The 20683-nt window shown below is 40.2% G+C and carries 19 protein-coding genes and 6 pseudogenes; 11 read left to right on the forward strand and 14 right to left on the reverse strand.

The window, feature by feature from the left end; all coding sequences use genetic code 11:
• Positions 1–12: 12 nt before the first annotated feature.
• Entirely contained in the window at positions 13–837 is an 825-nt protein-coding gene (locus ACT6PV_RS08285) for a methyltransferase domain-containing protein (RefSeq protein ID WP_445115923.1), read from the forward strand.
• 1 nt (position 838) lies between these two features.
• The gene (locus ACT6PV_RS08290; protein WP_445115924.1) at positions 839–2629 is read left to right on the forward strand and encodes a pyridoxal phosphate-dependent decarboxylase family protein; all 1791 of its coding nucleotides are present in this window, start codon (positions 839–841) and stop codon (positions 2627–2629) included.
• Between the two features lie 82 nt (positions 2630–2711).
• Here ACT6PV_RS08290 and ACT6PV_RS08295 read toward each other — a convergent pair whose 3' ends face one another.
• Entirely contained in the window at positions 2712–4301 is a 1590-nt protein-coding gene (locus ACT6PV_RS08295) for a histidine-type phosphatase (protein WP_445117071.1), read from the reverse strand.
• A 194-nt stretch (positions 4302–4495) separates the two neighbouring features.
• On the opposite strand from ACT6PV_RS08295, the gene ACT6PV_RS08300 reads away from it, so the two are divergent.
• Both ACT6PV_RS08300 and ACT6PV_RS08305 read left to right on the forward strand, forming a co-directional pair.
• A complete protein-coding gene (locus ACT6PV_RS08300; protein WP_445115925.1) occupies positions 4496–4891 on the forward strand; it encodes a helix-turn-helix domain-containing protein in 396 nt (131 codons plus the stop codon).
• 20 nt (positions 4892–4911) lie between these two features.
• The gene (locus ACT6PV_RS08305; RefSeq protein ID WP_445115926.1) at positions 4912–5244 is read left to right on the forward strand and encodes a transposase; all 333 of its coding nucleotides are present in this window, start codon (positions 4912–4914) and stop codon (positions 5242–5244) included.
• A gap of 583 nt (positions 5245–5827) precedes the next feature.
• Here the strand turns inward: ACT6PV_RS08305 and ACT6PV_RS08310 are convergent.
• From ACT6PV_RS08310 to ACT6PV_RS08330, 5 genes and pseudogenes are all read right to left on the reverse strand, one after another.
• Positions 5828–6646 (reverse strand): hypothetical protein, encoded by an 819-nt coding sequence (locus ACT6PV_RS08310; protein ID WP_445115927.1) that lies wholly within the window; start codon positions 6644–6646, stop codon positions 5828–5830.
• The gene (locus ACT6PV_RS08315) at positions 6647–7828 is read right to left on the reverse strand and encodes an inositol monophosphatase family protein (protein ID WP_445115928.1); all 1182 of its coding nucleotides are present in this window, start codon (positions 7826–7828) and stop codon (positions 6647–6649) included.
• A gap of 50 nt (positions 7829–7878) precedes the next feature.
• Positions 7879–9165 (reverse strand): DegT/DnrJ/EryC1/StrS aminotransferase family protein, encoded by a 1287-nt coding sequence (locus tag ACT6PV_RS08320; RefSeq protein WP_445115929.1) that lies wholly within the window; start codon positions 9163–9165, stop codon positions 7879–7881.
• 8 nt (positions 9166–9173) lie between these two features.
• On the reverse strand, positions 9174–10169 hold the full coding sequence (locus tag ACT6PV_RS08325) for a Gfo/Idh/MocA family protein (RefSeq protein ID WP_445115930.1): 996 nt from the start codon (positions 10167–10169) through the stop codon (positions 9174–9176).
• 222 nt (positions 10170–10391) lie between these two features.
• Positions 10392–10769: pseudogene (locus tag ACT6PV_RS08330) on the reverse strand (transposase family protein); the annotation flags it as partial.
• A 68-nt stretch (positions 10770–10837) separates the two neighbouring features.
• Here ACT6PV_RS08330 and ACT6PV_RS08335 point away from each other — a divergent pair.
• Positions 10838–11946 (forward strand): IS3 family transposase gene (locus ACT6PV_RS08335; RefSeq protein WP_445115110.1). Its coding sequence is split into 2 segments (ribosomal slippage): positions 10838–11090 and positions 11090–11946, totalling 1110 coding nucleotides; the frame shifts between segments, so codons are not numbered across the junction.
• A 16-nt stretch (positions 11947–11962) separates the two neighbouring features.
• Here ACT6PV_RS08335 and ACT6PV_RS08340 read toward each other — a convergent pair.
• Positions 11963–12074, reverse strand: a pseudogene (locus ACT6PV_RS08340) (IS5/IS1182 family transposase); the annotation flags it as partial.
• A gap of 87 nt (positions 12075–12161) precedes the next feature.
• On the opposite strand from ACT6PV_RS08340, the pseudogene ACT6PV_RS08345 reads away from it, so the two are divergent.
• A pseudogene (locus tag ACT6PV_RS08345) lies at positions 12162–12475 on the forward strand (transposase); the annotation flags it as partial.
• A gap of 20 nt (positions 12476–12495) precedes the next feature.
• On the opposite strand, the gene ACT6PV_RS08350 reads toward ACT6PV_RS08345, so the two are convergent.
• Positions 12496–13026, reverse strand: a complete 531-nt coding sequence (locus ACT6PV_RS08350; RefSeq protein WP_445117034.1) for an IS630 family transposase — start codon at positions 13024–13026, stop codon at positions 12496–12498.
• Entirely contained in the window at positions 13023–13400 is a 378-nt protein-coding gene (locus tag ACT6PV_RS08355; RefSeq protein WP_445115019.1) for a helix-turn-helix domain-containing protein, read from the reverse strand. Before ACT6PV_RS08355 ends, ACT6PV_RS08350 begins: the two co-directional genes overlap by 4 nt.
• Positions 13401–13463: 63 nt before the next feature.
• Between ACT6PV_RS08355 and ACT6PV_RS08360 the strand changes: the two are divergent.
• Positions 13464–14222 (forward strand): annotated as a pseudogene (locus ACT6PV_RS08360) (IS3 family transposase); the annotation flags it as partial.
• Between the two features lie 56 nt (positions 14223–14278).
• Here ACT6PV_RS08360 and ACT6PV_RS08365 read toward each other — a convergent pair.
• Together ACT6PV_RS08365 and ACT6PV_RS08370 are read right to left on the reverse strand one after the other, a co-directional pair.
• Positions 14279–14590 (reverse strand): annotated as a pseudogene (locus ACT6PV_RS08365) (helix-turn-helix domain-containing protein); the annotation flags it as partial.
• A gap of 68 nt (positions 14591–14658) precedes the next feature.
• Positions 14659–15623: pseudogene (locus tag ACT6PV_RS08370) on the reverse strand (IS110 family transposase).
• Between the two features lie 489 nt (positions 15624–16112).
• On the opposite strand from ACT6PV_RS08370, the gene ACT6PV_RS08375 reads away from it, so the two are divergent.
• On the forward strand, positions 16113–16607 hold the full coding sequence (locus ACT6PV_RS08375; RefSeq protein WP_445115931.1) for a lytic transglycosylase domain-containing protein: 495 nt from the start codon (positions 16113–16115) through the stop codon (positions 16605–16607).
• A 4-nt stretch (positions 16608–16611) separates the two neighbouring features.
• Here the strand turns inward: ACT6PV_RS08375 and ACT6PV_RS08380 are convergent, their stop codons facing one another.
• Both ACT6PV_RS08380 and ACT6PV_RS08385 read right to left on the reverse strand, forming a co-directional pair.
• Positions 16612–17007: a hypothetical protein gene (locus ACT6PV_RS08380; protein WP_445115932.1), complete on the reverse strand. Its 396-nt coding sequence runs from the start codon at positions 17005–17007 to the stop codon at positions 16612–16614.
• Positions 17008–17346 (reverse strand): immunity protein Imm33 domain-containing protein, encoded by a 339-nt coding sequence (locus tag ACT6PV_RS08385; RefSeq protein ID WP_445115933.1) that lies wholly within the window; start codon positions 17344–17346, stop codon positions 17008–17010.
• Positions 17347–17775: 429 nt separating this feature from the next.
• Between ACT6PV_RS08385 and aroQ the strand changes: the two genes are divergently transcribed.
• From aroQ to accC, 3 genes are read left to right on the forward strand one after another with little or no spacing between them, the layout of a single operon-like run.
• Positions 17776–18231, forward strand: a complete 456-nt coding sequence (gene aroQ / locus ACT6PV_RS08390; protein WP_445115934.1) for a type II 3-dehydroquinate dehydratase — start codon at positions 17776–17778, stop codon at positions 18229–18231.
• Positions 18232–18250: 19 nt separating this feature from the next.
• Positions 18251–18670: an acetyl-CoA carboxylase biotin carboxyl carrier protein gene (accB, locus tag ACT6PV_RS08395; RefSeq protein ID WP_445115935.1), complete on the forward strand. Its 420-nt coding sequence runs from the start codon at positions 18251–18253 to the stop codon at positions 18668–18670.
• A gap of 14 nt (positions 18671–18684) precedes the next feature.
• Positions 18685–20049, forward strand: a complete 1365-nt coding sequence (accC, locus tag ACT6PV_RS08400) for an acetyl-CoA carboxylase biotin carboxylase subunit (protein WP_445115936.1) — start codon at positions 18685–18687, stop codon at positions 20047–20049.
• Between the two features lie 72 nt (positions 20050–20121).
• Here the strand turns inward: accC and ACT6PV_RS08405 are convergent, their stop codons facing one another.
• Entirely contained in the window at positions 20122–20628 is a 507-nt protein-coding gene (locus ACT6PV_RS08405) for a hypothetical protein (RefSeq protein ID WP_445115937.1), read from the reverse strand.
• Positions 20629–20683: the final 55 nt, after the last annotated feature.

The raw sequence follows: 20683 nt of genomic DNA on the forward strand, positions 1-20683 counted from the left end.
GAGCTATGCCTGATGAACCAGGTCACCACCAAAGTCAGTACTCAGCTGCCTGCGCAATGGGATGCAACATCGTATCTGAAATTCCCAGCTCATCGTCTGCGCCCGGCAACCGAATTACTGGCCAGGGTGCAACTGGAAAATCCGCAGTCCATCTGTGATCTGGGCTGCGGACCCGGGCATATTGCACAGCTGATGGCACAACGCTGGCCAATGGCTGACATCTGGGGAGTCGACTCTTCTGCCCAGATGTTTGCAGCGGCAGCACTGGAACAACATGATAAACTTCACTGGATTCAGGCCAACGTCATCAACTGGCGACCTGCTCAGCCCGTTGATTTATTATTTGCCAACTCATTACTGCATTTATTGCCACATCAGGCATTACTGCCGGAACTCATCTCAACCATTAAACCAGGCGGGCAACTGGCACTTCAGATGCCCGACTGTATGGACGAGGCCTGGTACAACCTGATTTCTGAAGTTCTGCATCATGGCGGAGTAAATGGTGCTCCGTTGGGATCAGCCCGGTTCCGTGGGGAAATCAGACAACGTGTAGTCATGACCAAAACCTATTACTACAATGCATTACGCCCGTACTGTAATGAAATTGACATTTGGGACAGTGAATACCTGCAAGTGCTGGACGGCCCTGAACCTGTATTTGAATGGGTCAATGGTGCCGGCTTGCGCCCCATTCTCGCCAGTTTAACCTCAGATGAGGGCAAACTGTTTATTCGTGCCTACCGTGCCCGACTTCCGGAATTTTATCCTCCGGAAGCTGATGGACGGACCCTGTTCCCTTTTCGCCGCCGCTTTATTGTGGCCACAGTGAACTGATATGGATATTCCTTCATCCTGGCAGCATTTGTGGCCAGATTCCGATAATCATCATGAGATCAATCAGTTACTGACAACCATCATGGATGATTATTATCAATGGCATGCCTCATTACAATCACTGCCGGTCAGTCCACCATCTTCTCCTGTGATGTTACAGCGGGCAATTGAGTTGTTAACAACCCTGTCTACACAATTAGGTGAAGCATCCATTCCCTGGCCAGCGCCCAATTATCTGGCACACATGAATACCGATGTGTTTCTTCCCGCCAGTCTGGCCTATTTCACGGCCATGCTGTACAACCCCAATAATGTCACCCCTGAGGCATCTCCGGTCACCACACAACTGGAGTACGAACTCAGTGATGATTTCTGTGCTTTATTTGGCTTTGACCCACGCCTGGGCTGGGCACACCTCACATCCGGTGGACATGCTGCCAATTATGAGGCCATCTGGATTGCCAGAAATCTAAAAAGCATTCCACTGGCCATCAGAGAAACCCCTGCACTGCGTCATCTGTTAACAGCATCAGAAGTTGATCATCCTTTCAACCTGGCACCTCGCCGTATTGCTCAGTTGCTTGATCAGGCAGAAAGTCAGCAGCAACTGATCGAACTGCTGGATACCGCACAACAGTTTCATCAGGACCCCACACTGCGTCAGGGTGTGCTGCTGGTGGCCAGTGGCCGTCATTATGCCTGGGATAAATGTGCTAATCTGCTCGGCATTGGCCGTCATCAGCTTGAGCTGGTTGAACTTGATGAACATTTTCGCATCGATATTGACAGGCTGCGCGAACGGATATTTTCTCATCTGCACCAGCAGCGCCCGATTATTGCAGTTGTTGCAACAGTGGGCAGCAGTGGCGAAGGCAGTGTGGACGCCATAGACCAGATACTCGGCATCCGTCAGGCCTGTGAATTACAGTTTCAGTCATCGTTCTTTTTACATGTTGATGCTGCCCAGGGCGGTTACTATCGCAGCATGATCCGACCATCAAATGCTGATGAACTGCCCTCACAGTCTGTGACATCCCGGCAACACATCCCAGCACATGCACCCGATTGGCTTAAACCTGAAATTGCTGCTGCATTACAGGCACTTGAACATGCCGACACGATTACTGTTGATCCACATAAGAACGGTCACATCCCCTATCCGGCAGGATGCCTGGCCATTCGTGATCGCCGTTATTCGCAGGTTGTCATCAGTCACAGTAAATATTTCGGCCAGAGCCGGGGAGAACATATGGATTTTGGCCCCTATACCCTTGAAGGCGCCAGGCCGGGGGCCGCCACAGCAGCTGTATGGATTGCACATCGTTTATTAAGCCTGGACCAGCAAGGCTATGGTTTGCTGCTCGCCCAGAACCTGCGGGTAGCACAACAGCTGCAGCATGCGCTGGAACAAACACCTCCGCTACTGATTCAGGGCGAAAAATATCGCTTCCACAGTGCTTACGAACCTGATCTGAACATGCTGAACTTCTATATCTGTCCCACGGACAAACATACGGACATAGTCCAGGTGATTAATCAGATGAGTGAAGATCTGCTTTCAAATTCAGGTTCCCGTAAGCCTGTCAGTACAGGGCCATGGTTCTCGAGAAATCAGCTTGCTGCCGATGTTGTCTTACAGAATCCCGCTTATAAAGATCAGAAAATCACGGTTCTGCGCTGTTGTGTCATGAAATCAATTCCTGCTGAACATTTCGCTCTGTTCTGGCAGGACTGTCTCAGACAGATTATTCATGACCTGGAACCGGATGCAACACTGTCTGAAATTGCCTGACTGATCTTTTACCTTTTATAATCCACTAATCATGGTCAGGCATCAGCTCCACATTGCAGCAACAACTTTTTATACTCCTGAGTCATTGCACGTCATAACATTGTTTCAGCTTTAAGTAATCATAGTAAAAACTGCCAGGCTGATATCGGGCAGCATCACATGCTTTTTTAAACCCGGTTTCTTTTTCGTTATACAACATTTTAACCAGGGTCCGTCCCTGATCATTCTGATAAATATCCCACTGTAGATTGGCGGCCATCGGCGACACTTCTTCTCCACGCCATTGACTGTTTTCATAGTTAAATGTCTGACTCAATGGCAACGACTGCATCTTATCGTTTAAATCAAGGCTTGTCGCAAGTGGAATCATAATTTCTGCATGAGCAAATCGGAGTACGGCAATATGGGGCTGCCTGTGGTCCATCACATCATCCACCTGACTGAATAAATCCTGTTTCAATCCCTGTGCAATCGCAGTAGTGATCTGACGGGCTGTATCAAAACCCGGTCCCTTGCTGTAAAAATCACTGGCGTCATTAAACTGTGCATAAAATTCTGCAGCGTCCGCAGGCATATACTTTTTAAAATCGGTTGCACCAAGTTCATCCTGCATCCCCCCAGTGATGGAATACAGTTCATATAAATAAGCCGCGGCATCAACCATACTGGCAATGGTATTTTTGCCCTTCCCGGTTTCAGTTATTTTTTCACCATTGGCTGCGGTTACTGTATAGCTCCCCCGGTTACTGAAACGATAATCCGGCTGCCCGATTTTCTGAAGAAATGCAGGCTGAAAAAGTGGGGTTAATATTTCAGTGGCCACCTGCTGCGCACGACTGTCATTGTTAAGTTGCTGCAGTTTGTCTGCCAGGTCTGTGTTGTTTTCCTCAAAATCCTGATAGGCAAGACTGGCCTCGTAAACCGACTGATCCATTGCTGTGATGATATTCGGCTGATCTTCAGCCTGATTCAGACTGTGAAAATATAAATTGAATCGATTTACGCCCCCATCTGCAATCGTCGGGACAGATGAAGCATCCAGCTGCTGATAACTGGCGGGGCTGATCATGGTTTTTAAATCCGGCCGTTGCGTCAACAATTCATTACTAAAGAATCTGGCACTGTCCACAGCCCGATCCACACCTGAACTCACAACCTGAATGGATTTCCCTGTCAGTGAATTATTGCTGAACAATTGTGGCAAACGCTGTAACAGACGGTCAGCAATGCCCCGATGTTCCTTAATCCCCACTGAGGTTTCATTACCATAACCACGCTGGCGAATACCTTCAACGCCATCGCCCAGTAATATATTGGCTTTCATCATGGCTTCCAGGTCCGCCCCCAGTTGTTCACCCAGCGGAGTTAAGGCATTCTCCTGTTTTGCCTGCAACCACAGATTATAAAGCGCCAGATCATATTTCATACTGGACAAACCCCGTGAACCATGCCGGGCTACCAGTTGCATAAATACCGGATGAAAGCCTGTCGGTGCCACCTCATAGCTGTCCAGCTGCTGCTGAGGCTGATACGGTGTTTTGGTCTGAAAATACAATGAAGCATCAACAATTGGTGGTCTGGCCATCCCGGCAGGCGCATCAGTATGATCATTATTACAGGCCGCAAGACTCAGACTGATCATCACCAGGGAGAATTTTAAAATATGATTGATTTTCATAAGGCTGGCTACAATATTCAGAAGTGGCTTGAATTTAGCCGATTGTCATGACTGAAATATTAAAACTGACCTCCCCCCTGAAAACAGGTTCACTTAAAATTGGAGATATGCCGTATATTTAACTCATGTTATAGCTAAACTCTTGTTTTAGGCTACAATGAATTAAATACTTACTTTCGTTGAGCACAATGGCTGTTTTATCTTCCGATTTGAGAGTTCGGGCTGTTAAAGCCTACGAACGCAATGGCAACAAATCTCAGGTTTGTCGTACCTTCAACATCGCCAGAACGACACTGGATGACTGGATCAAATTAAAATCTGAAACAGGTTCACTTGAACAGAAAAGCTGGGTGCGTGGTAAAACTCCAGGTATCAAAGACCTGGATGAATTCAGATTGTTTCTGGAGCAGACTTCCTTTAATACCCTAAAAGAATTGATCCCTTTATATGAGCAACGTTTTGGTCAGCCTATTCTGTATGAACGTCTGCGCAGAGCAGTACATAAAGTGGGATGGACCCATAAAAAAAGAGTTTCACCTATCGGGAATCCAGTCACATCAGGCAATGTATCTTTGGATGGTTAAGTAGAATCAGAGCTGAAGAAGTGGGCCTGGATCATCTGATCCATATTGATGAAACAGGCATTGATGAACGTGATCAATATAGTTATGGATGGTCTGCAAAAGGCACGCGTCAGTATGCTGAATGCTCAGGTGGTGGAGGCAGACGCCTGAGTCTGATCAGTGCAGTACGGGGAAACTCACCCTATCAATTGATTGAACCTTATGTATTTACAGGCCATTGTGCACGTACATGGATTAAACAATGGTTGGAGAAGCTTTGTCAGAGTCTTCCGGAAGGTGAGAAGCATTACGGAAATATTCTCATGTATCTGCCCCCTTATTCTCCAGAGCTGAATCCAATTAAGCGCTGTTGATCCGTACTCAAACATAAGCTAAGGTTGCTCATGTCGCAGGGTATTGAATTGATGAAGGCCCTGGAATTAACCTGTAGTTGTTAAATGGAGTTTATCTATAAGAGGCATGCAAAGATGAAGAGAAGCAAATTTACTGAAGACCAATTCTTTGTACGATATAATTTGGAAGTAGGCTTATTCATCTAGAAATTATATTGATGAATAAGCCCTGAGAGATAGGTTTGTGCAACAAAGTCATATAAATGCTAAATTACACAACAGGTGTTAACTTCTTTTCTAAATTTAGTTTCTTCAATTTTTATTTTGCTAATGTAATTGGAAAAATTTTCCAATATTAAGATTTGAATTTTTTGAGGTATAATTTTCCTATTAAATAAAAATTTGTGATATAATTCTCCCTCACTCATTTGATCAATTATTAATGAAATATCTGCTTCAGCAAAATTTAGTGTTTCTTCGTTAAAGTAAATAATATAGGGAATATTCTGAAAAATATTAACTCCTTTAGCTCTAGCTCTATAGTTTATCTCAATGTTGGCGATACCATAATAGCCGCCATAAGCTATTGGGTTTATTGTTTTGACTAAATCCCAGAATGGAGTGTGATTTTTTTTGCATATTGACGTTTTTCTGATATTAATTTTTCATTTAAACTTTCTTCTTCCAAACTATATAAATAAAAATCTAGCTCATTATTAATCCCATGATCACCTTGGAATTTAAACAACTCTTTTACAATGAAATTGTTTAAATATTTTCTTGATGCATTAAAAAGTGCTAAGATTGAAGTATCTAAAAATTTGCTAATGTTATAATTTATATAAGAATTATGAAATATATTTTTCGCGACAACTTCATGTTTATCCACAACACCACCCTCATTCTCATTAAAATTTTTTAAATTTATTTCATTTTTCTGTAACAAGCCCATTATTTTTGGTTTTTTAATGATTTTTATATTATTTTCATCATCTAAAAGGGACTTGAAAAAGTAGTTTAAAGATAATCCATCACAAATATTGTGATTGATGCAAATAGCAATGTAATTTTCAGCTTTATTTTTATTGTTAACAAAAAATATTCTAAAATGATAATGCCTATCTATTTTAAAGGATATTTTGTTCATTTTTTTTAAAAATAATGAGATTTCTATATTTTCCAAGTATGATAAATTGTGTAATTTGTTTTTAGAGCTGTATTGAAAACATTTTTTGTTTATACTATATTTTGATTTTAAAATGGGATTTTTCATTAATATTTTATTTAATCTTAATTTTAAATCCTCATAATCTAATTTTTTTATAACCTCAAAACAAACACCAATATTATTTTTTGAAAATTTACTTTTAATGATTTCAGGGCCTGCAAATTTTTTTTGTGTTGAATTTAACTGTATATACATTTACTTCACCAATTTAACAAACCGATAAAAATTATGAGCTTTGAAAGCTATTAAAGAGGTTGAGCTATTAGATATATCTATAGGTACGCCATCTAAAGAAAAGTATATGGTTTTACTTGCATTTAAAATAGGCAATAATGCTGAATAGTCATGTTCATAAAGTTTTTGTTCAATTATTATATCAACAAAACCCATGCTTAATAAACCATATGCATAACAATCACCATTGTAGGATATTCTTCGTGATATTTTTTTTAAGTTTTCAAAAATTTTAATCTCTTTCTCATTTTTAAATATTTCTGGTGCAGGAACAAATGATTCAATATCTTTATTAGTATTAATAGCTGAATAGTTAATTATATTTGAATTGTAATATAAATTTCCACCTAAAAAAGCAATCCATTTTTCATTTGTAACTGGTTGGTAAATGCAACCAAAAATAGGTATGTTTTTGTAAACCAATGAAATTAATATTCCAAACGTTGGTCGGCCAACTATAAAAGATCTAGTTCCATCTATAGGATCAATAACCCATTTAAAAGAAATGGAAGAATCATAATTATATTCATTTTCTTCACCAATATAGTTATGAGATGGGAAAGTTTTTTTTATTTCCACATACAAGAATTCTTCTATTTCTTTATCTGCAATGGATACAGGGGAACCATCAGGTTTATTACTTTTTTCCAAGTCAATATTCTTAAAATATTTTCCTGTTATATCTTTAATACCATCTAACCAAAAGAATATGTTGTCTAAAACTTTTTGCTTGATCTGATCTTTTGATTCTATAAGCTCAAAAGCATTTAAGAAACTTTGGTAGATATCATTTTTATTATCTGGAAAAATTTCTTCAAGTTGATATTTGTTAATCCATAAGTATTCAGATATTTTATCTCTTTCCACCTTGAGGTTGCCTTCAGCTGAAATTAAATAAACAGAATTTACAGTTTCCTTATCATCCCAAATAAATTCATTTATTTTTCCATAAATACAAGTTAATGATAAATTTGTTTCTTCCTTGAGTTCACGAAATAAACATTCAATTATTGTTTCATCTTTTTCAAGATGTCCACCAGGAGCTTCCCATTGATTAGGAAAAATCCGTCTATCTTTTGATCTTTTTTGTATATATAAAGTATTATTTGCTTCATTAAAAATAATAAAATCAATAATTTTCATTTTTTGTCTCCTTAAAATGAGGAACATAGTCCTCATTTTATCCTCAATATTTAATAACTTTTTAAAAAATTACCAACCTTTTCAATAGCTTCAATGTATTTATCTATGAGCAGGATATGAATATCAGGTTCATAGAATGTTGGTAAAGATAACGCTGATTTAGAAATGTAATCAGCATTTATAAAACCACTATAATTAGTTGAGTCTTGTGGAATATTAAATAATGGGTTGGATTCATCATTATATAGAGGTGTAGTAGAAAGCAATGGGGCAGATGGATCTGATATTTCAAGGCCTTCCATCTGTAAAAGGTTAATAAAAACACTTTTATCAATGTTGTTTAACTTATTTGAATGATACAATGGTTTAAAGCCATACCAAGCTCCCATATCCACTGAATTACCGACGAAGTGAGGTTCAATAAAATCAAATACTGAAAGTTTTTTATTGAAGTAGTTTAAACATGCATACCTTCCTGACATATTTTTTTCAAAATTATTTAAAGAGTACGTCGCTACTATTGCATTAAATGGTGACATTCTTAGTTTTTGACCAAAACCAGTAACCCAATATTTCTGTAATTCAGGGTTCTTAATTTCTTTTTTACTACGATCCCTATAGTGTCCAAGTAGTGTTGCTTTATCATGGATATCTTCGTTATTTGTTACTAAAATTCCACCTTCGCCAGCGTATATCATTTTATTAGCTTGTAATGAAAATGCAGCAACATCACCAAATGTTCCACACAGTTTTCCTTTATATTTGCTACCATGTGCATGTGAACAGTCTTCAACTAATTTTAGATCGTATTTCTCACACAACTTCATTATGGCATCTAAATCAGCAGGATGCCCCCATTGATGTACTACTGTTATAGCTTTAGTTTTATCTGTTATTTTTCTCTCTATATCAATAGGATCAATACAACGTGTTGTTTGCTGTATATCAGCTAATACAGGTTTTAATCTCAATAAAAATAGAGGACTCAAAGCTGCATGATAAGTTAAAACAGGTCCAATAACTTCATCTCCTTCAGCTAAGCCCAGTGAAAAATACGAGGCTAACAATGCTGACGTTCCTGAATTGAATGTAATGCCATATTTCACTTTGTTTTCTAGAAATGAAAGAAAGTTATCTTCAAAAACTTTTATTGGTCCTGACTTTCCAGCTATTCGTATATCAAGATTACGTTGATTACCAATATCTAATAATTCATTCTCACTGCCATTTGGAGGCCAGATTTCGTGAGGAAGTTCAAATGATACTGTTGGAGTTTTATAGAGTGACTTATAATCATCAATGATGCTACTTGAATAATCTTTTTGTAGAGTGTTCATATTATTACCTATATAGAGTTTAGAAAATTTATCTGTTGCTTACTATAGATATGATCAATTGTTTCAACATTTAATAGATGCCTGTTAAAATGTTTTTTATAACTAAATTCATCATTGAAGTTAATTATATTTAAAAAATCTTGTATTTGATTTATAGTAACCTCCTCATTTTTCACATGCACTTCGACTTTGTATATTTCTTGCCCATTATTGTTGTATATGGAAAATCCTTTTTTTGGAGAAATTTCTGCAATGCCTTGATCACAAAATACCGTAATATATTCTTTTTTCTTATGATAATTTCTACCAATATTAATAGTTCCTATAACTTCTCTTCTGTTTTTAAAAGAAATTGTAGTGTAATCCTCTAGAATTTCTTTTTTAGTTTCTTCATTTGAAAATGCACTATAGGAATTGGTTTCTATAATTTCACCAAAAAAATTATTAATAGTATCTATAATATGATAACCCATATCCAAAAGTACTCCACCGCGCGCTAGATCTTTTTTAGATCTCCAACCTGTAGTTTTGTTATGGCTTAAAAAGTAATCATATTGTAATGCATATGGTTTCCCTATTAGATTAATTTTTTTTATAAATTCTGAAAATATAGGGTCGTAGATCCTTTGACATAATGTAAAAATTTTCTTGTTATATTGTATTGATATTTCCTCCAATTTTTTTGCATTTAAATAACTATAGTCTAAAGGCTTTTCTTTGATAATATTAAAACCTTTTTTAATACAATTTTTTGTGATCTCAAAATGATATTTATGTGGAACACAAATTATTGCTGTGCAATTATCATACTCCTCTAAATCTTCAATATTTTCTAAAAGAATTATATCTTCTCCAACTTTTATACTTACTTTTTCAAGATATATTTTCTGGTTGAAGCTACTGTCAACTATTGCTTTGATAGTAATATTTGAAAGTTTCTCTATACTTTCAAAGTATTCTTGCCCTTGTTTTCCAAATCCAATTATAACAATGCTATTTTTCATAATCATTAATCTTTTATTTGTACTAACTAATTGGCATAATAATTTTTTTTAATGAAAGTATTATTTATTACATTTTTTTAAATTATTTCAAAATCTTTTTTACTCTAAAAACAAATATTTATTTTATTATTTTTTGTCAATTGTGTTATTGCGGATTGATTGCTGTAGACTGTGGTTTTTTACTGTTGAATATCTATTATTTAATTATACTTCTTGCGTAAGTCATATTTTAATCATCCAGTTGATAAGCCCTGCAATTAAATTCATTCTTAAACCAAATCTTTTGCGCCTGTTTCTATATCTTTCACTGAGAATACGAAATACTTTTATTCTTCTATTTAAATGTTCAATTGGAATTCGGCGCCGGCTTATTTCCCTATTGATCAGTTTCGCTTCTGGAGAGAGCTCCTTTTTCTTTAACTTCTTTATTGGAATTAATAGCTTACTGCTTATTTCTTTAAAACCTTTATAAGCCAGATCACCTATGACAAACGAAAAATTCGCTAATTCCTTTACATGTTTACGAGCTATTGTAAGGTCATGGGTTGTTCCTGGATCGATCCGGATACTGATAATTTGATTCAATTTCGTACTGAAAATGTCGACTTCCCTTAAACTGAGACATCCATAACTGGAGTTTTCTGATTAAATAAGGTCAGGAGACAGTCATGAAGAAATCACGATTTACCGAGAGCCAAATCATCAGCATTTTGAAAGAAGCAGATGCTGGGATGAAAGTGGATGATATCTGCCGTAAGCATGGTATTGGCAATGCCACCTATTATGTCTGGAAAAGCAAATACGGCGGTATGGAAGCATCTGACGTTAAGCGCATGCGTGAGCTGGAAGAAGAAAATGCCAGACTCAAAAGGATGTTTGCGGAACTCAGTCTGGAGAACCATGCCATGAAGGAACTGTTTTCAAAAAAGGGTTGGTGACAGCAGATCAGCGAGAATGCGTTCGTATTCTGGCTTCACTTGGGTTAACTGTATTACAGGCCTGTCGCCTGAGTGGACTAAGTCGAGCCAGCTATTATCGGCAAAGCACGAGCTGGCGCAAACGGGATGCTGCTGTCATTGATGCATTAAATCAGGTGTTAAAACAATCTCCCCAGTCTGGCTTTTGGAAGTGTTTTGGTCGCATACGTCGGCAGGGTTATGACTGGAATCATAAACGTGTTTATCGGGTTTACTGCCAGATGGGATTGAACTTACCCCGTCGACAGAAACGAACGTTGCCCCAGCGTATTGCACGACCACTGCAAGTGGTTGCACAAGCCAACCATCAATGGGCGCTGGATTTTATGAGTGACAGTCTGTATTGCGGTAAACGATTCCGTACCTTGAATATAGTTGATGAGGGGACTCGCGAATGTCTGGATATAGAAGTAGACACCTCGTTACCGGCTGAGCGTGTTGTCAGAGTATTGGATCGACTGGCTCAACAACGTAGCTTGCCGAAGCAGCTTCGTGTTGATAATGGTCCCGAACTGATATCTGCGCGATTGCTGGACTGGTGTAAAGATCAAGGCATTGAAGTGGTGCATATACAACCTGGGAAGCCACAGCAGAATGCTTTTATTGAGCGATTTAATGGTTCGTTTAGGCGGGAGTTTCTCAATGCGTATTTGTTTGAGAATTTGACTCAGGTCAGAGAAATGGCGTGGTTATGGCGTTTGGATTATAACGAGCAAAGACCACATGAAAGTTTAGGCAATTTACCCCCTGCGGTGTACAGGGCAAAACTGGAAAACTCCAGTTTAGAAGTGTCTCAATAAATGGGAAGTGGACAAAAATAACCTGTGTTTTAAGCGTATGTTTCTTCTTTTTCCCACTATAGTAAATTTTCTGTTTTTTTAGGGCGTGCTATTTGTGATTCGGTGACATCAATCAGCACAAAGTCATCATTTTCAACTTCCTGAGGTAATACTCCCCAAAAATAATTGAACTTAAAAGTAGAAAATCGAATACCCTTGATTTAAGGAGATTTTCCATGAAAACATCTAAATATTCAGACAGCTTAATCATGAGTATTTTGAAACAAGCAGAAGCAGGTACCCCGGTACCGAATTTGTGCCGAGAACACGGTATGAGCTCTGCTACGTTCTACAAGTGGAAGAGCAAATATGGCGGTATGGATCATTCCATGATAACCCGACTGAAAGAGCTTGAAGCCGAGAATGGCCGCCTTAAACGCATGTATGCTGATGAGCGCCTTAAAACAGATATCCTTCAGGATGCACTTTCAAAAAAGTTGTGAGGCCAGCTCAACGTAAACTACTTGCTCAACAAGCTGTTGAACAATATAGCCACATGCAAATTAAGAGCTACATTTCTTTAAATCCGATATCCAGAGCCTCACAGATGGAAATATTCTGCTGACTCACAATATTTCTGACTTTCCTTTTCAGTACAGACCATGCCTGTTCAATTGGATTCAAATCAGGGCTATATGCCGGAAGGTAGGCGATTCGTACATTGTACGTTTCAGCAAGCTGTTCTATTTCCCGGCCTTTATGAATGGATGCATTGTCCAGGATCAAAAGATACCCTGACCCGGGTAAATTCCGAAATAAATAATCAAGCCACCCTGTAAATAAATGTCTGTCACATGAACCCTGGAAAACCAGCGGTGACAGAAAACTGTAGGGAGCACTTGATCTGACCGCACTGATCATGCTCATTCTTTTTCCATGACCGCCTGACTTTAAATCCTGACAGCGTTTTCCTTTAATGGACCATCCATATTCTGCCGTGTCAGTTGTATTGATTCCTGATTCATCGATATACAGAATATTTTCCCTGCCATATTCCTGTTCCCACTGAGGAAGAATCCACTGAAATACGGTTCTGCTTATTTGACAGGCCTGTCTGTAGAGGAAACTCTTTTTTTATGCGTCCATCCCAGCTTATGAAGTGTTGCCAGTATGACATCATAGGAAACTGCATATCCGAACTGGTTTTTAAAGAGTGGAACCAGATCTTTTGCCTGTGAGAATTTTGTATTTTCAACAAATATTTTGAAAGCAGGAAGATCCCTAATGGTTGAAGGTCTGCCCACATTGACAAGTTTAGGCTGAGCCAGCTGTCCTGTCTGCTGTTCAAGCAGAATCCAGTCATCCAGTGTTGTCCGGGCGATATTGAAAGTTGTGCAGGTATTCGATTTATGACCACTCTTTCGGTAGAATTCCATGACTTTCCGGCGTAAATCTTCTGAATATATTTTGGGCATCTGGATAAACAATTTAAAGGACTTTACCCATTGTAGCTCAAAAAATGCATTTTGCTATATCAAGTCTCTGTGAGTAAGGCCTGCCTGATCTTTGATGTCAGTCAAACGTGCTATCGCTATGCAGCTCAATTAAAGCAGCAGAACGTGGTGATCGCAGACTGGCTAATAAAGCTTACTGGCGACCATCAGACCTGGGGCTTTAAACTTTGCTTTTTGTATCTTCGCAATGTCAGGGGATATGGTTGGAATCATAAACGTATCTATCGTATTTATAAGGAATTAGAACTTAATCTACGTATCAAGCCAAAGAGGCGCATTAAACGGGAACAGCCTGAATCCCTTGCAGTACCGACAGCTAAGAATGAATCATGGTCCATGGACTTTATGCATGATCAACTCAGTGATGGGCGTAGCTATCGAGTACACAACGTGATTGATGACTATAATCGCGAGTCATTGGATATATTGATTGATTTTTCATTACCCGCAGAACGTGTGCTGAGAGGGCTTAATCAATTGATTGAATGGCGAGGTAAACCTAAACGTATTGGAAGCGACAATGGTCCGGAATATATCAGTGAGCTAATGGAAACGTGGTGTGATCAGCATGGTATTGAGCATGTATTTACTCAGCCAGGCAATCCACAGCAAAATGCCTATGTTGAGCGATTTAACCGTACAGTACGTTATGAGTGTCTAAATCAGTATTTATTTCGAGATCTGAGCGAAGTTGAGGACTATACAACTGGCTGGCAGTACTTTTATAATCATGAACGACCTCATATGTCAGTAAATGGCTGTCCACCTATTTTTAAACAATAACAGGGGCTTTGGATTTTCTACCCATTAATTCAATTAAAAATGGGGGTATTACCCTGATTTCTCTTGGGTAAAGCAAAATGGCGAGATTGAACAAGTGTATTTTCTATTTTCTGAATCGTTCGATTCACATTACTCTCAGCCAAGCCATAATCAGCAGATAATTCAATCTGAGTTCGATATGAGCGTAAGTAGTTCAAAGTTAATAGTCATTGATCTTCCAAAGTCAGGGTATGAGGGCGGCCGGATTTCTTCTTTGCACTTTCTGCCTCTTCTAAAATACTCAACATTTCAGAAAATAAAGGGCGTGGAACTCCAACTAAACGTTTAAATTCCAGATCATCAAATCGTTTTAAATTTTCATATCTCATGCTCAAATTATAAACCATTTTATACTTACGCAAGAGATACCGTCTTGACTGTCAATTAAAATCTGAGATTATTTGGTTGATAAATAATCTTTTTGATAGGCAGTCTGATGTTTTAAAACACCAAAACACAGATGTACAAGTTTACGCATTGCTGCGCCTATAGCACACATTTTACTTTTGCCACGACTTAAAAGTCGGTGATATAGAGTTTCAATATGTGGGTTATATTTAATCGCTGTTAAGGCTGGCATATACAGGATTGAACGTATTCTGCTATCGCCCGCTTTAGATAAACGACTTTGCTTATTGACAGAACTGCCTGACTGATGATGTACTGGAACTAAGCCAATAGCTTGACTGGCTTTCTCAAATTGATGTGAATGAAATAAACTTAACATGAGTAAACCTGACCGCTCACCGATGGATGGAATGGTTTGCAGTAGTTTCAAGTCTTGCTTTAATTTTGGATCCTGGTCGATATGGTCATGTATCAGTTTATCTATCGCTTTAATTTGTTGCTGTAAATGCGTAATATTCTCTTCAGGAAATTTCTTCACAACAGCAGAAGTACGAGTGGAATTCGCCTTTTCAAGTCGATTATTTTCCTGCAATAAACTTCTCGTCTATCAAGTAATGCTTTTAATAATCTGATATTTTCAGGCTCTGGCTGCCATATCACCAATTCTGCCGAATAGCCATAACGTATCAATGCTTCACTGTCTGCCTTGTCTGTTTTATTCAGCATAGACATACCTTTGGCAAAGGCTCTGACTCGTGCAGGATTAGCTACACAGGCCCTGATACCGATACCATGTAAATAATAAGCCAGGTTCTCATGATAGACTGATGTCGCTTCCATCACCGTGGTGGTTTGCTCAAGTTGAACCTGTAGTTTTCTTAACCATGCAGTCAATTCTGCAAAGCCTGTCTGGCTGTTAGCAAAGACTTTATTTTTTCTCTTGCCAGTTAAACCCTGAGGGAAAATACAACAATCCATTTTGGCTTTACTGACATCAATACCTAATATTATCATGGCTATTTTCCTTGTATTGAAACATGACCTGCTCCATCCCATTAACCATCATCTCACCTTGTAAATGCAGCATCAGAGTGCTTTGTTACCGTCCAGAGTTGTGTGAGGGATAAGGGCAAATTGCAGGTTTTATCTCTTGCACAGACTAAAAGCCTTAGGTCTATTACAAACTCTACAATTTGCATATAGTGGTAGCTAATCACTACAAGGTTTAAGATACAAGGTCTATTAATACAAGAACATGCAATGAAATAGCCTGGACTCTGAACCAGACCTAAAATTAGATTAAAAAATAGTTCAATAAAATCAAAAGATAAAACAAGTTGTATATAAACGTGACCAATGCTTGACTCGTCTCTCCCCTCAAATTACCATTATTTTTCTCAGGCTTATAAAATCCGGTCTTTTATTTTGATCACGCCATCTTATTTATCCCAGCCAGAATTCTCCCATAAATTCAGTATTTTCAAATCAGTCATGGTCACTGTCATGGTGCTGGCCTTTACAGGCTGTTCATCACTGGGAGGTGGTTCCGTCATAAAACGCGCAGGAAAATTATCCGCAGGGATTCAGCGGGCCTATGCGGTGGAAGCCACCACTGCCAACCGGGTTGCTCCCATGATTGTACAAAGTGCTGACCGCTATGCTGTAGATCCACTCTTAATTGCAGCACTGATCCGGCAGGAATCCAGTTATAGAAATTATGCTGTTTCACCTGCCGGTGCGGTTGGACTGACTCAGGTTATTCCGAGCTACTGGCAGCAGACCTGCCCAGGCGACCTCTTTGAAGAATTCACCAATATCAATTGCGGTACCTATGTTCTGGCCAGCTATAACCGTTCAGCCGGCAGCTGGAAAAAAGCACTGGCCTATTACAATGTCGGTCCTGCCGGCTATTCTTCCGGCTGGAGAATGAAGCGCCAGGGCAAAAAATATTCAAAACAGGTCAGACAACTGAGAAAAAGCCTGAAAAGCGCGCTGTAAAAATTCAGGATTCCGGTTTTAAGCCAGCACAGAATACCTGCTCAGTCATTCCGGAATCATTTAAACGCTGATTTTGCTTTTCCAGGTAATTCTGAGCGATCATCAGCATCATCTGTGCTGTGTCCAGTTCAGCATTCTGCTGCGAAATTGCAGCAATCTGATGATACGCCTGCATCCTTGAACAAAATGCCTGTTTCTGCGTTTCACTGTCTGTATGCACAGCATCCTTACGTACAGCATCTGCCTGTCCAGCCGGATGATCCAGTATTTTTTTACTGCGATTGACCTGATCAGTATAGGTTTCCATTATGTCATCATATTGCTGCTGAGTCAGTTTTTCAGCATATGCCATCGGGAAAAAGACCAGCCCACAGCCGAGTAAAACATATTTCAATTTCATTCAGATTTGCTCAGCTTTCCATATATCTTCGTAATCATCCCGATCAATCATAAAGCGGAAACCTTCTTCCAGCGCCAGATACGGCACGACTTCCGGCAGAATTTTTTCCAGCTCCCGAACGGTCATGGTCTCAAAAAAGTCTTCTCCCTCTTCAAGCTCACCCCCATAAATAAACCAGGCCACCCCATCATCAGCCGGTTTTTTTCGCAGCCCGACAATCGGCTCCCGCGTCAGTGTCTGAGTAGCCAGTGCAATCACATCCTCTTCACTGACTTTGATATAAGCTGAATCAAACTCTTCACAGACCAGTTTTTGTTCTTCTATAAAATCCTGCAACATGAGCGATTCCATCATCATTAAAAATTAAATCTGATTCTATGCGTATGACATGACGGAAACAATAAATTCCTTAAAAGAAACAGTTTCAGGTATTTCGCCCTGCGGTAACAGTATCTTCATGCAGAAAATCTGAGCATCAACCGCATTAATCAATGCAAATTGATGCTGTCATGGTGGTTACATAAAACAAATGAACAGTTTCAGCCAATTCAGTTTAAAATGCACAAAGCGGAATATTCATCAAAAATGGCATATTTTAACATTGCCAATTCCTCACAAAGTTCGCAATATATAGAACATTAAAAGCAGGATGCTTTCTGGACAGTTAGAAACAAATGATCAGATATTTGTGGAAAATATGCCATAATATGCAAACTTTGCAGACATCTTGCACAAACTCCCTGCAACATCTGAACCGGAGCAGACTTAATGAGTTCGACCATTCTGGTTATTCATGGACCAAATCTGAATTTACTGGGAAAACGGGAACCGGAAATCTATGGTCATCTCAGCCTGGATGATATCAACCAGCAGCTTATCGCACAGGCACAACAATCCGGCAATGTGCTGGAAACTTTTCAGAGCAACTGGGAAGGCGCCATTGTAGACCGGATTCATCAGGCGCAACAACAGAATGTGCAGCTGATTATTATCAACCCGGCAGCCCTCACCCATACCTCTGTTGCGCTCAGGGATGCCCTGCTTGGTGTTGCCATTCCCTTTATAGAAGTGCATCTGTCCAATGTACATGCCCGGGAAACATTCAGGCATCACTCCTATTTATCGGATAAAGCCGTTGGCATCATCTGTGGTCTGGGTATTAAAGGCTATAGCCTTGCCCTGGATTATGCCATCGAAAAACTTCAATCTTCCACCCAATCATAATGCCAGGACAACGAAAATCATGGATATCCGCAAAATCAAAAAGCTCATCGATTTGATGATTGAATCTGACCTTCAGGCCATTGAAGTGAAGGAAGGAGATCAATCAATTGCGTTAACACGTCGTAATCCTGTGGTTGGCAGTGTTGCAGCAATACCTGCGCCGGTTGTTACTGAAGCACCGGTGGTTAAGGCAGCTTCCCGCGGTGCTGTGGAAGCCTCTCCCATGGTCGGCGTATTCTATGCGGCTCCCAGTCCTGGTGAAGCGCCTTTTGTCAATGTCGGCCAGACCATTTCTGCCGGCGAAACACTGGGCATTATTGAAGCCATGAAAATCATGAATCCCATTGAAGCCACGCAAAGTGGTGTGATTGAAGAAATCCTGGTGAAAAATGGCGATATTATCCAGTTTGGTCAGCCATTGTTCCGCTATCGCGCGTAATACCGGGGGTTGCCATGCTACAAAAAGTACTGATTGCAAACCGGGGCGAAATTGCCCTGCGCATCACACGTGCCTGTAAAACCCTGGGCATTAAGACAGTCGGCATTTACTCAGATGCAGACAGGGATCTGATGCACCTGCGCTTTGTGGATGAAGCCGTCTGCATTGGTCCCGGTGCCAGCAGTGAAAGCTATCTGAATATTCCAGCCATTATTACTGCAGCGGAAATTACCGGTGCAGATGCCATTCATCCCGGTTATGGCTTTTTATCTGAAAATGCAGAGTTTGCAGAGATTGTCGAAAGCTCGGGCTTTATTTTTATCGGGCCGCGTCCTGAACATATCCGCCTGATGGGCAATAAAGTTTCTGCCATTACTGTCATGCGTAAGACCGGAGTCCCTACGGTGCCGGGTTCTGCGCATGCAGTGACGCCGCAGAATGCCCTTGCCGAAGCCCGGGAAATTGGTTTTCCCCTGATTGTAAAAGCTGCGGCAGGCGGTGGTGGTCGTGGCATGCGGATTGTGGAACGTGTGGATACCTTACTGGAATCTGTGCAGGCAGCGCAGCGTGATGCAGAAATGTGGTTCAGTGATGACACTGTTTATATGGAGCGTTTCCTGCAAAAACCACGGCATGTGGAAGTTCAGATCCTGGGGGATGGCAATGGCCATGCCGTACATTTATTTGACCGCGACTGTTCCCTTCAGCGCCGCCATCAGAAAGTACTTGAAGAAGCTCCTGCTCCGGGTTTACCTGAGCAGGCCCGTGCCGATATTCTGGAGGCCTGCGTCAATGCCTGTAAACTGATGCAATACCGCGGGGCCGGCACGTTTGAATTTCTGTTCGAAGAGGGTGAGTTCTTCTTTATTGAAATGAACACCCGGGTACAGGTTGAACATCCGGTTTCAGAACTAGTCACCGGCATTGACATTATTGAACAGCAGCTGCGTATTGCCGCAGGACTGGGACTGGAGCTGCAACAGGAAGATATTCAGGTGCGGGGACATGCTATTGAATGCCGGATCAATGCAGAAGATCCATCCACTTTTATGCCTTCACCCGGAACGGTTGAACAATTTTATGCCCCAGGGGGCGCCGGTATCCGCATGGATTCACATATTTACCCGGGGTACAGCATTCCACCGTATTATGACTCCATGATTGCCAAGCTGATTGCCCATGGCAAAGACCGCGAAACGGCCATTTCCCGCATGAAACAGGCATTGGATGAAATCATTCTGACCGGAATCAAAACCAATATCCCCTTACACAAGGACCTGATTCTGGAAGATAAAAACTTCTGCAGACAGGCTATGGATATTCATTATCTGGAAAAATATCTGCTGAAACAGATTCAGGGACAGGAAAATAAGGCTTAACCCGGTTAAGCCCTGAACTCACTCAGACCAGCCGGGCAATCAATACCGGCTGTTCTGCATTACATCTGAGCCTTAAGGCAATACCCGATGCAGTGTTGCAAAACATTTGTCTGCTTCTTCTGAAGCACAGAAGTTTATGGTGTTATTGTCCTTCCAGCGCACATAATACTGCGAAATTTCACCGGACTGATCTTCCCGATTGCCGGAACAATCCACCTGATTATTTTCATATTTCATCTGCAGAATCAGAGCCGGCGGTTTTGTCGCCGTATTATCCGGAGAAGGCTGATAATCATAGATTCCGGTAGACCATTCTTTCGCACTGTGCACGACCACCTGATTATCGCCACGGAAATTATAATATTCAGTACATTTTTTATTCTTCGGTATTACCATTCCCCATAATCCCAGAATTTCAGGGCGGGTACTGATTCGGATTGTATTGGCAGACTGCGTGATTGCAACAGGAACAGATTGTTCTTCTGCCGCATCAACTGCATCGACATCCAGCCTATCCGCAGCAATAGTAAAACCTGAAACACAAGTCAATAAAGAAATGAATAAAGCTGTTCTTTTCATACCGGATCAATATCAAAATTACTTGATCATAACTTAGCATAAATATGCAATAAAA

The sequence above is a fragment of the Acinetobacter sp. WZC-1 genome (assembly GCF_052544965.1).

Bases quoted from the DNA above. Each gene is read 5' to 3' on its own strand.
- ACT6PV_RS08320 (WP_445115929.1), bottom strand. From the start codon at position 9,165: ATGAACACTCTACAAAAAGATTATTCAAGTAGCATCATTGATGATTAT.
- ACT6PV_RS08290 (WP_445115924.1), top strand. From the start codon at position 839: ATGGATATTCCTTCATCCTGGCAGCATTTGTGGCCAGATTCCGATAAT.
- accC (WP_445115936.1), top strand. From the start codon at position 18,685: ATGCTACAAAAAGTACTGATTGCAAACCGGGGCGAAATTGCCCTGCGC.
- accB (WP_445115935.1), top strand. From the start codon at position 18,251: ATGGATATCCGCAAAATCAAAAAGCTCATCGATTTGATGATTGAATCT.
- ACT6PV_RS08405 (WP_445115937.1), bottom strand. From the start codon at position 20,628: ATGAAAAGAACAGCTTTATTCATTTCTTTATTGACTTGTGTTTCAGGT.
- ACT6PV_RS08385 (WP_445115933.1), bottom strand. From the start codon at position 17,346: ATGTTGCAGGATTTTATAGAAGAACAAAAACTGGTCTGTGAAGAGTTT.
- aroQ (WP_445115934.1), top strand. From the start codon at position 17,776: ATGAGTTCGACCATTCTGGTTATTCATGGACCAAATCTGAATTTACTG.
- ACT6PV_RS08310 (WP_445115927.1), bottom strand. From the start codon at position 6,646: ATGTATATACAGTTAAATTCAACACAAAAAAAATTTGCAGGCCCTGAA.
- ACT6PV_RS08380 (WP_445115932.1), bottom strand. From the start codon at position 17,007: ATGAAATTGAAATATGTTTTACTCGGCTGTGGGCTGGTCTTTTTCCCG.
- ACT6PV_RS08300 (WP_445115925.1), top strand. From the start codon at position 4,496: ATGGCTGTTTTATCTTCCGATTTGAGAGTTCGGGCTGTTAAAGCCTAC.
- ACT6PV_RS08375 (WP_445115931.1), top strand. From the start codon at position 16,113: ATGGTGCTGGCCTTTACAGGCTGTTCATCACTGGGAGGTGGTTCCGTC.
- ACT6PV_RS08325 (WP_445115930.1), bottom strand. From the start codon at position 10,169: ATGAAAAATAGCATTGTTATAATTGGATTTGGAAAACAAGGGCAAGAA.
- ACT6PV_RS08355 (WP_445115019.1), bottom strand. From the start codon at position 13,400: ATGCCCAAAATATATTCAGAAGATTTACGCCGGAAAGTCATGGAATTC.
- ACT6PV_RS08285 (WP_445115923.1), top strand. From the start codon at position 13: ATGAACCAGGTCACCACCAAAGTCAGTACTCAGCTGCCTGCGCAATGG.
- ACT6PV_RS08315 (WP_445115928.1), bottom strand. From the start codon at position 7,828: ATGAAAATTATTGATTTTATTATTTTTAATGAAGCAAATAATACTTTA.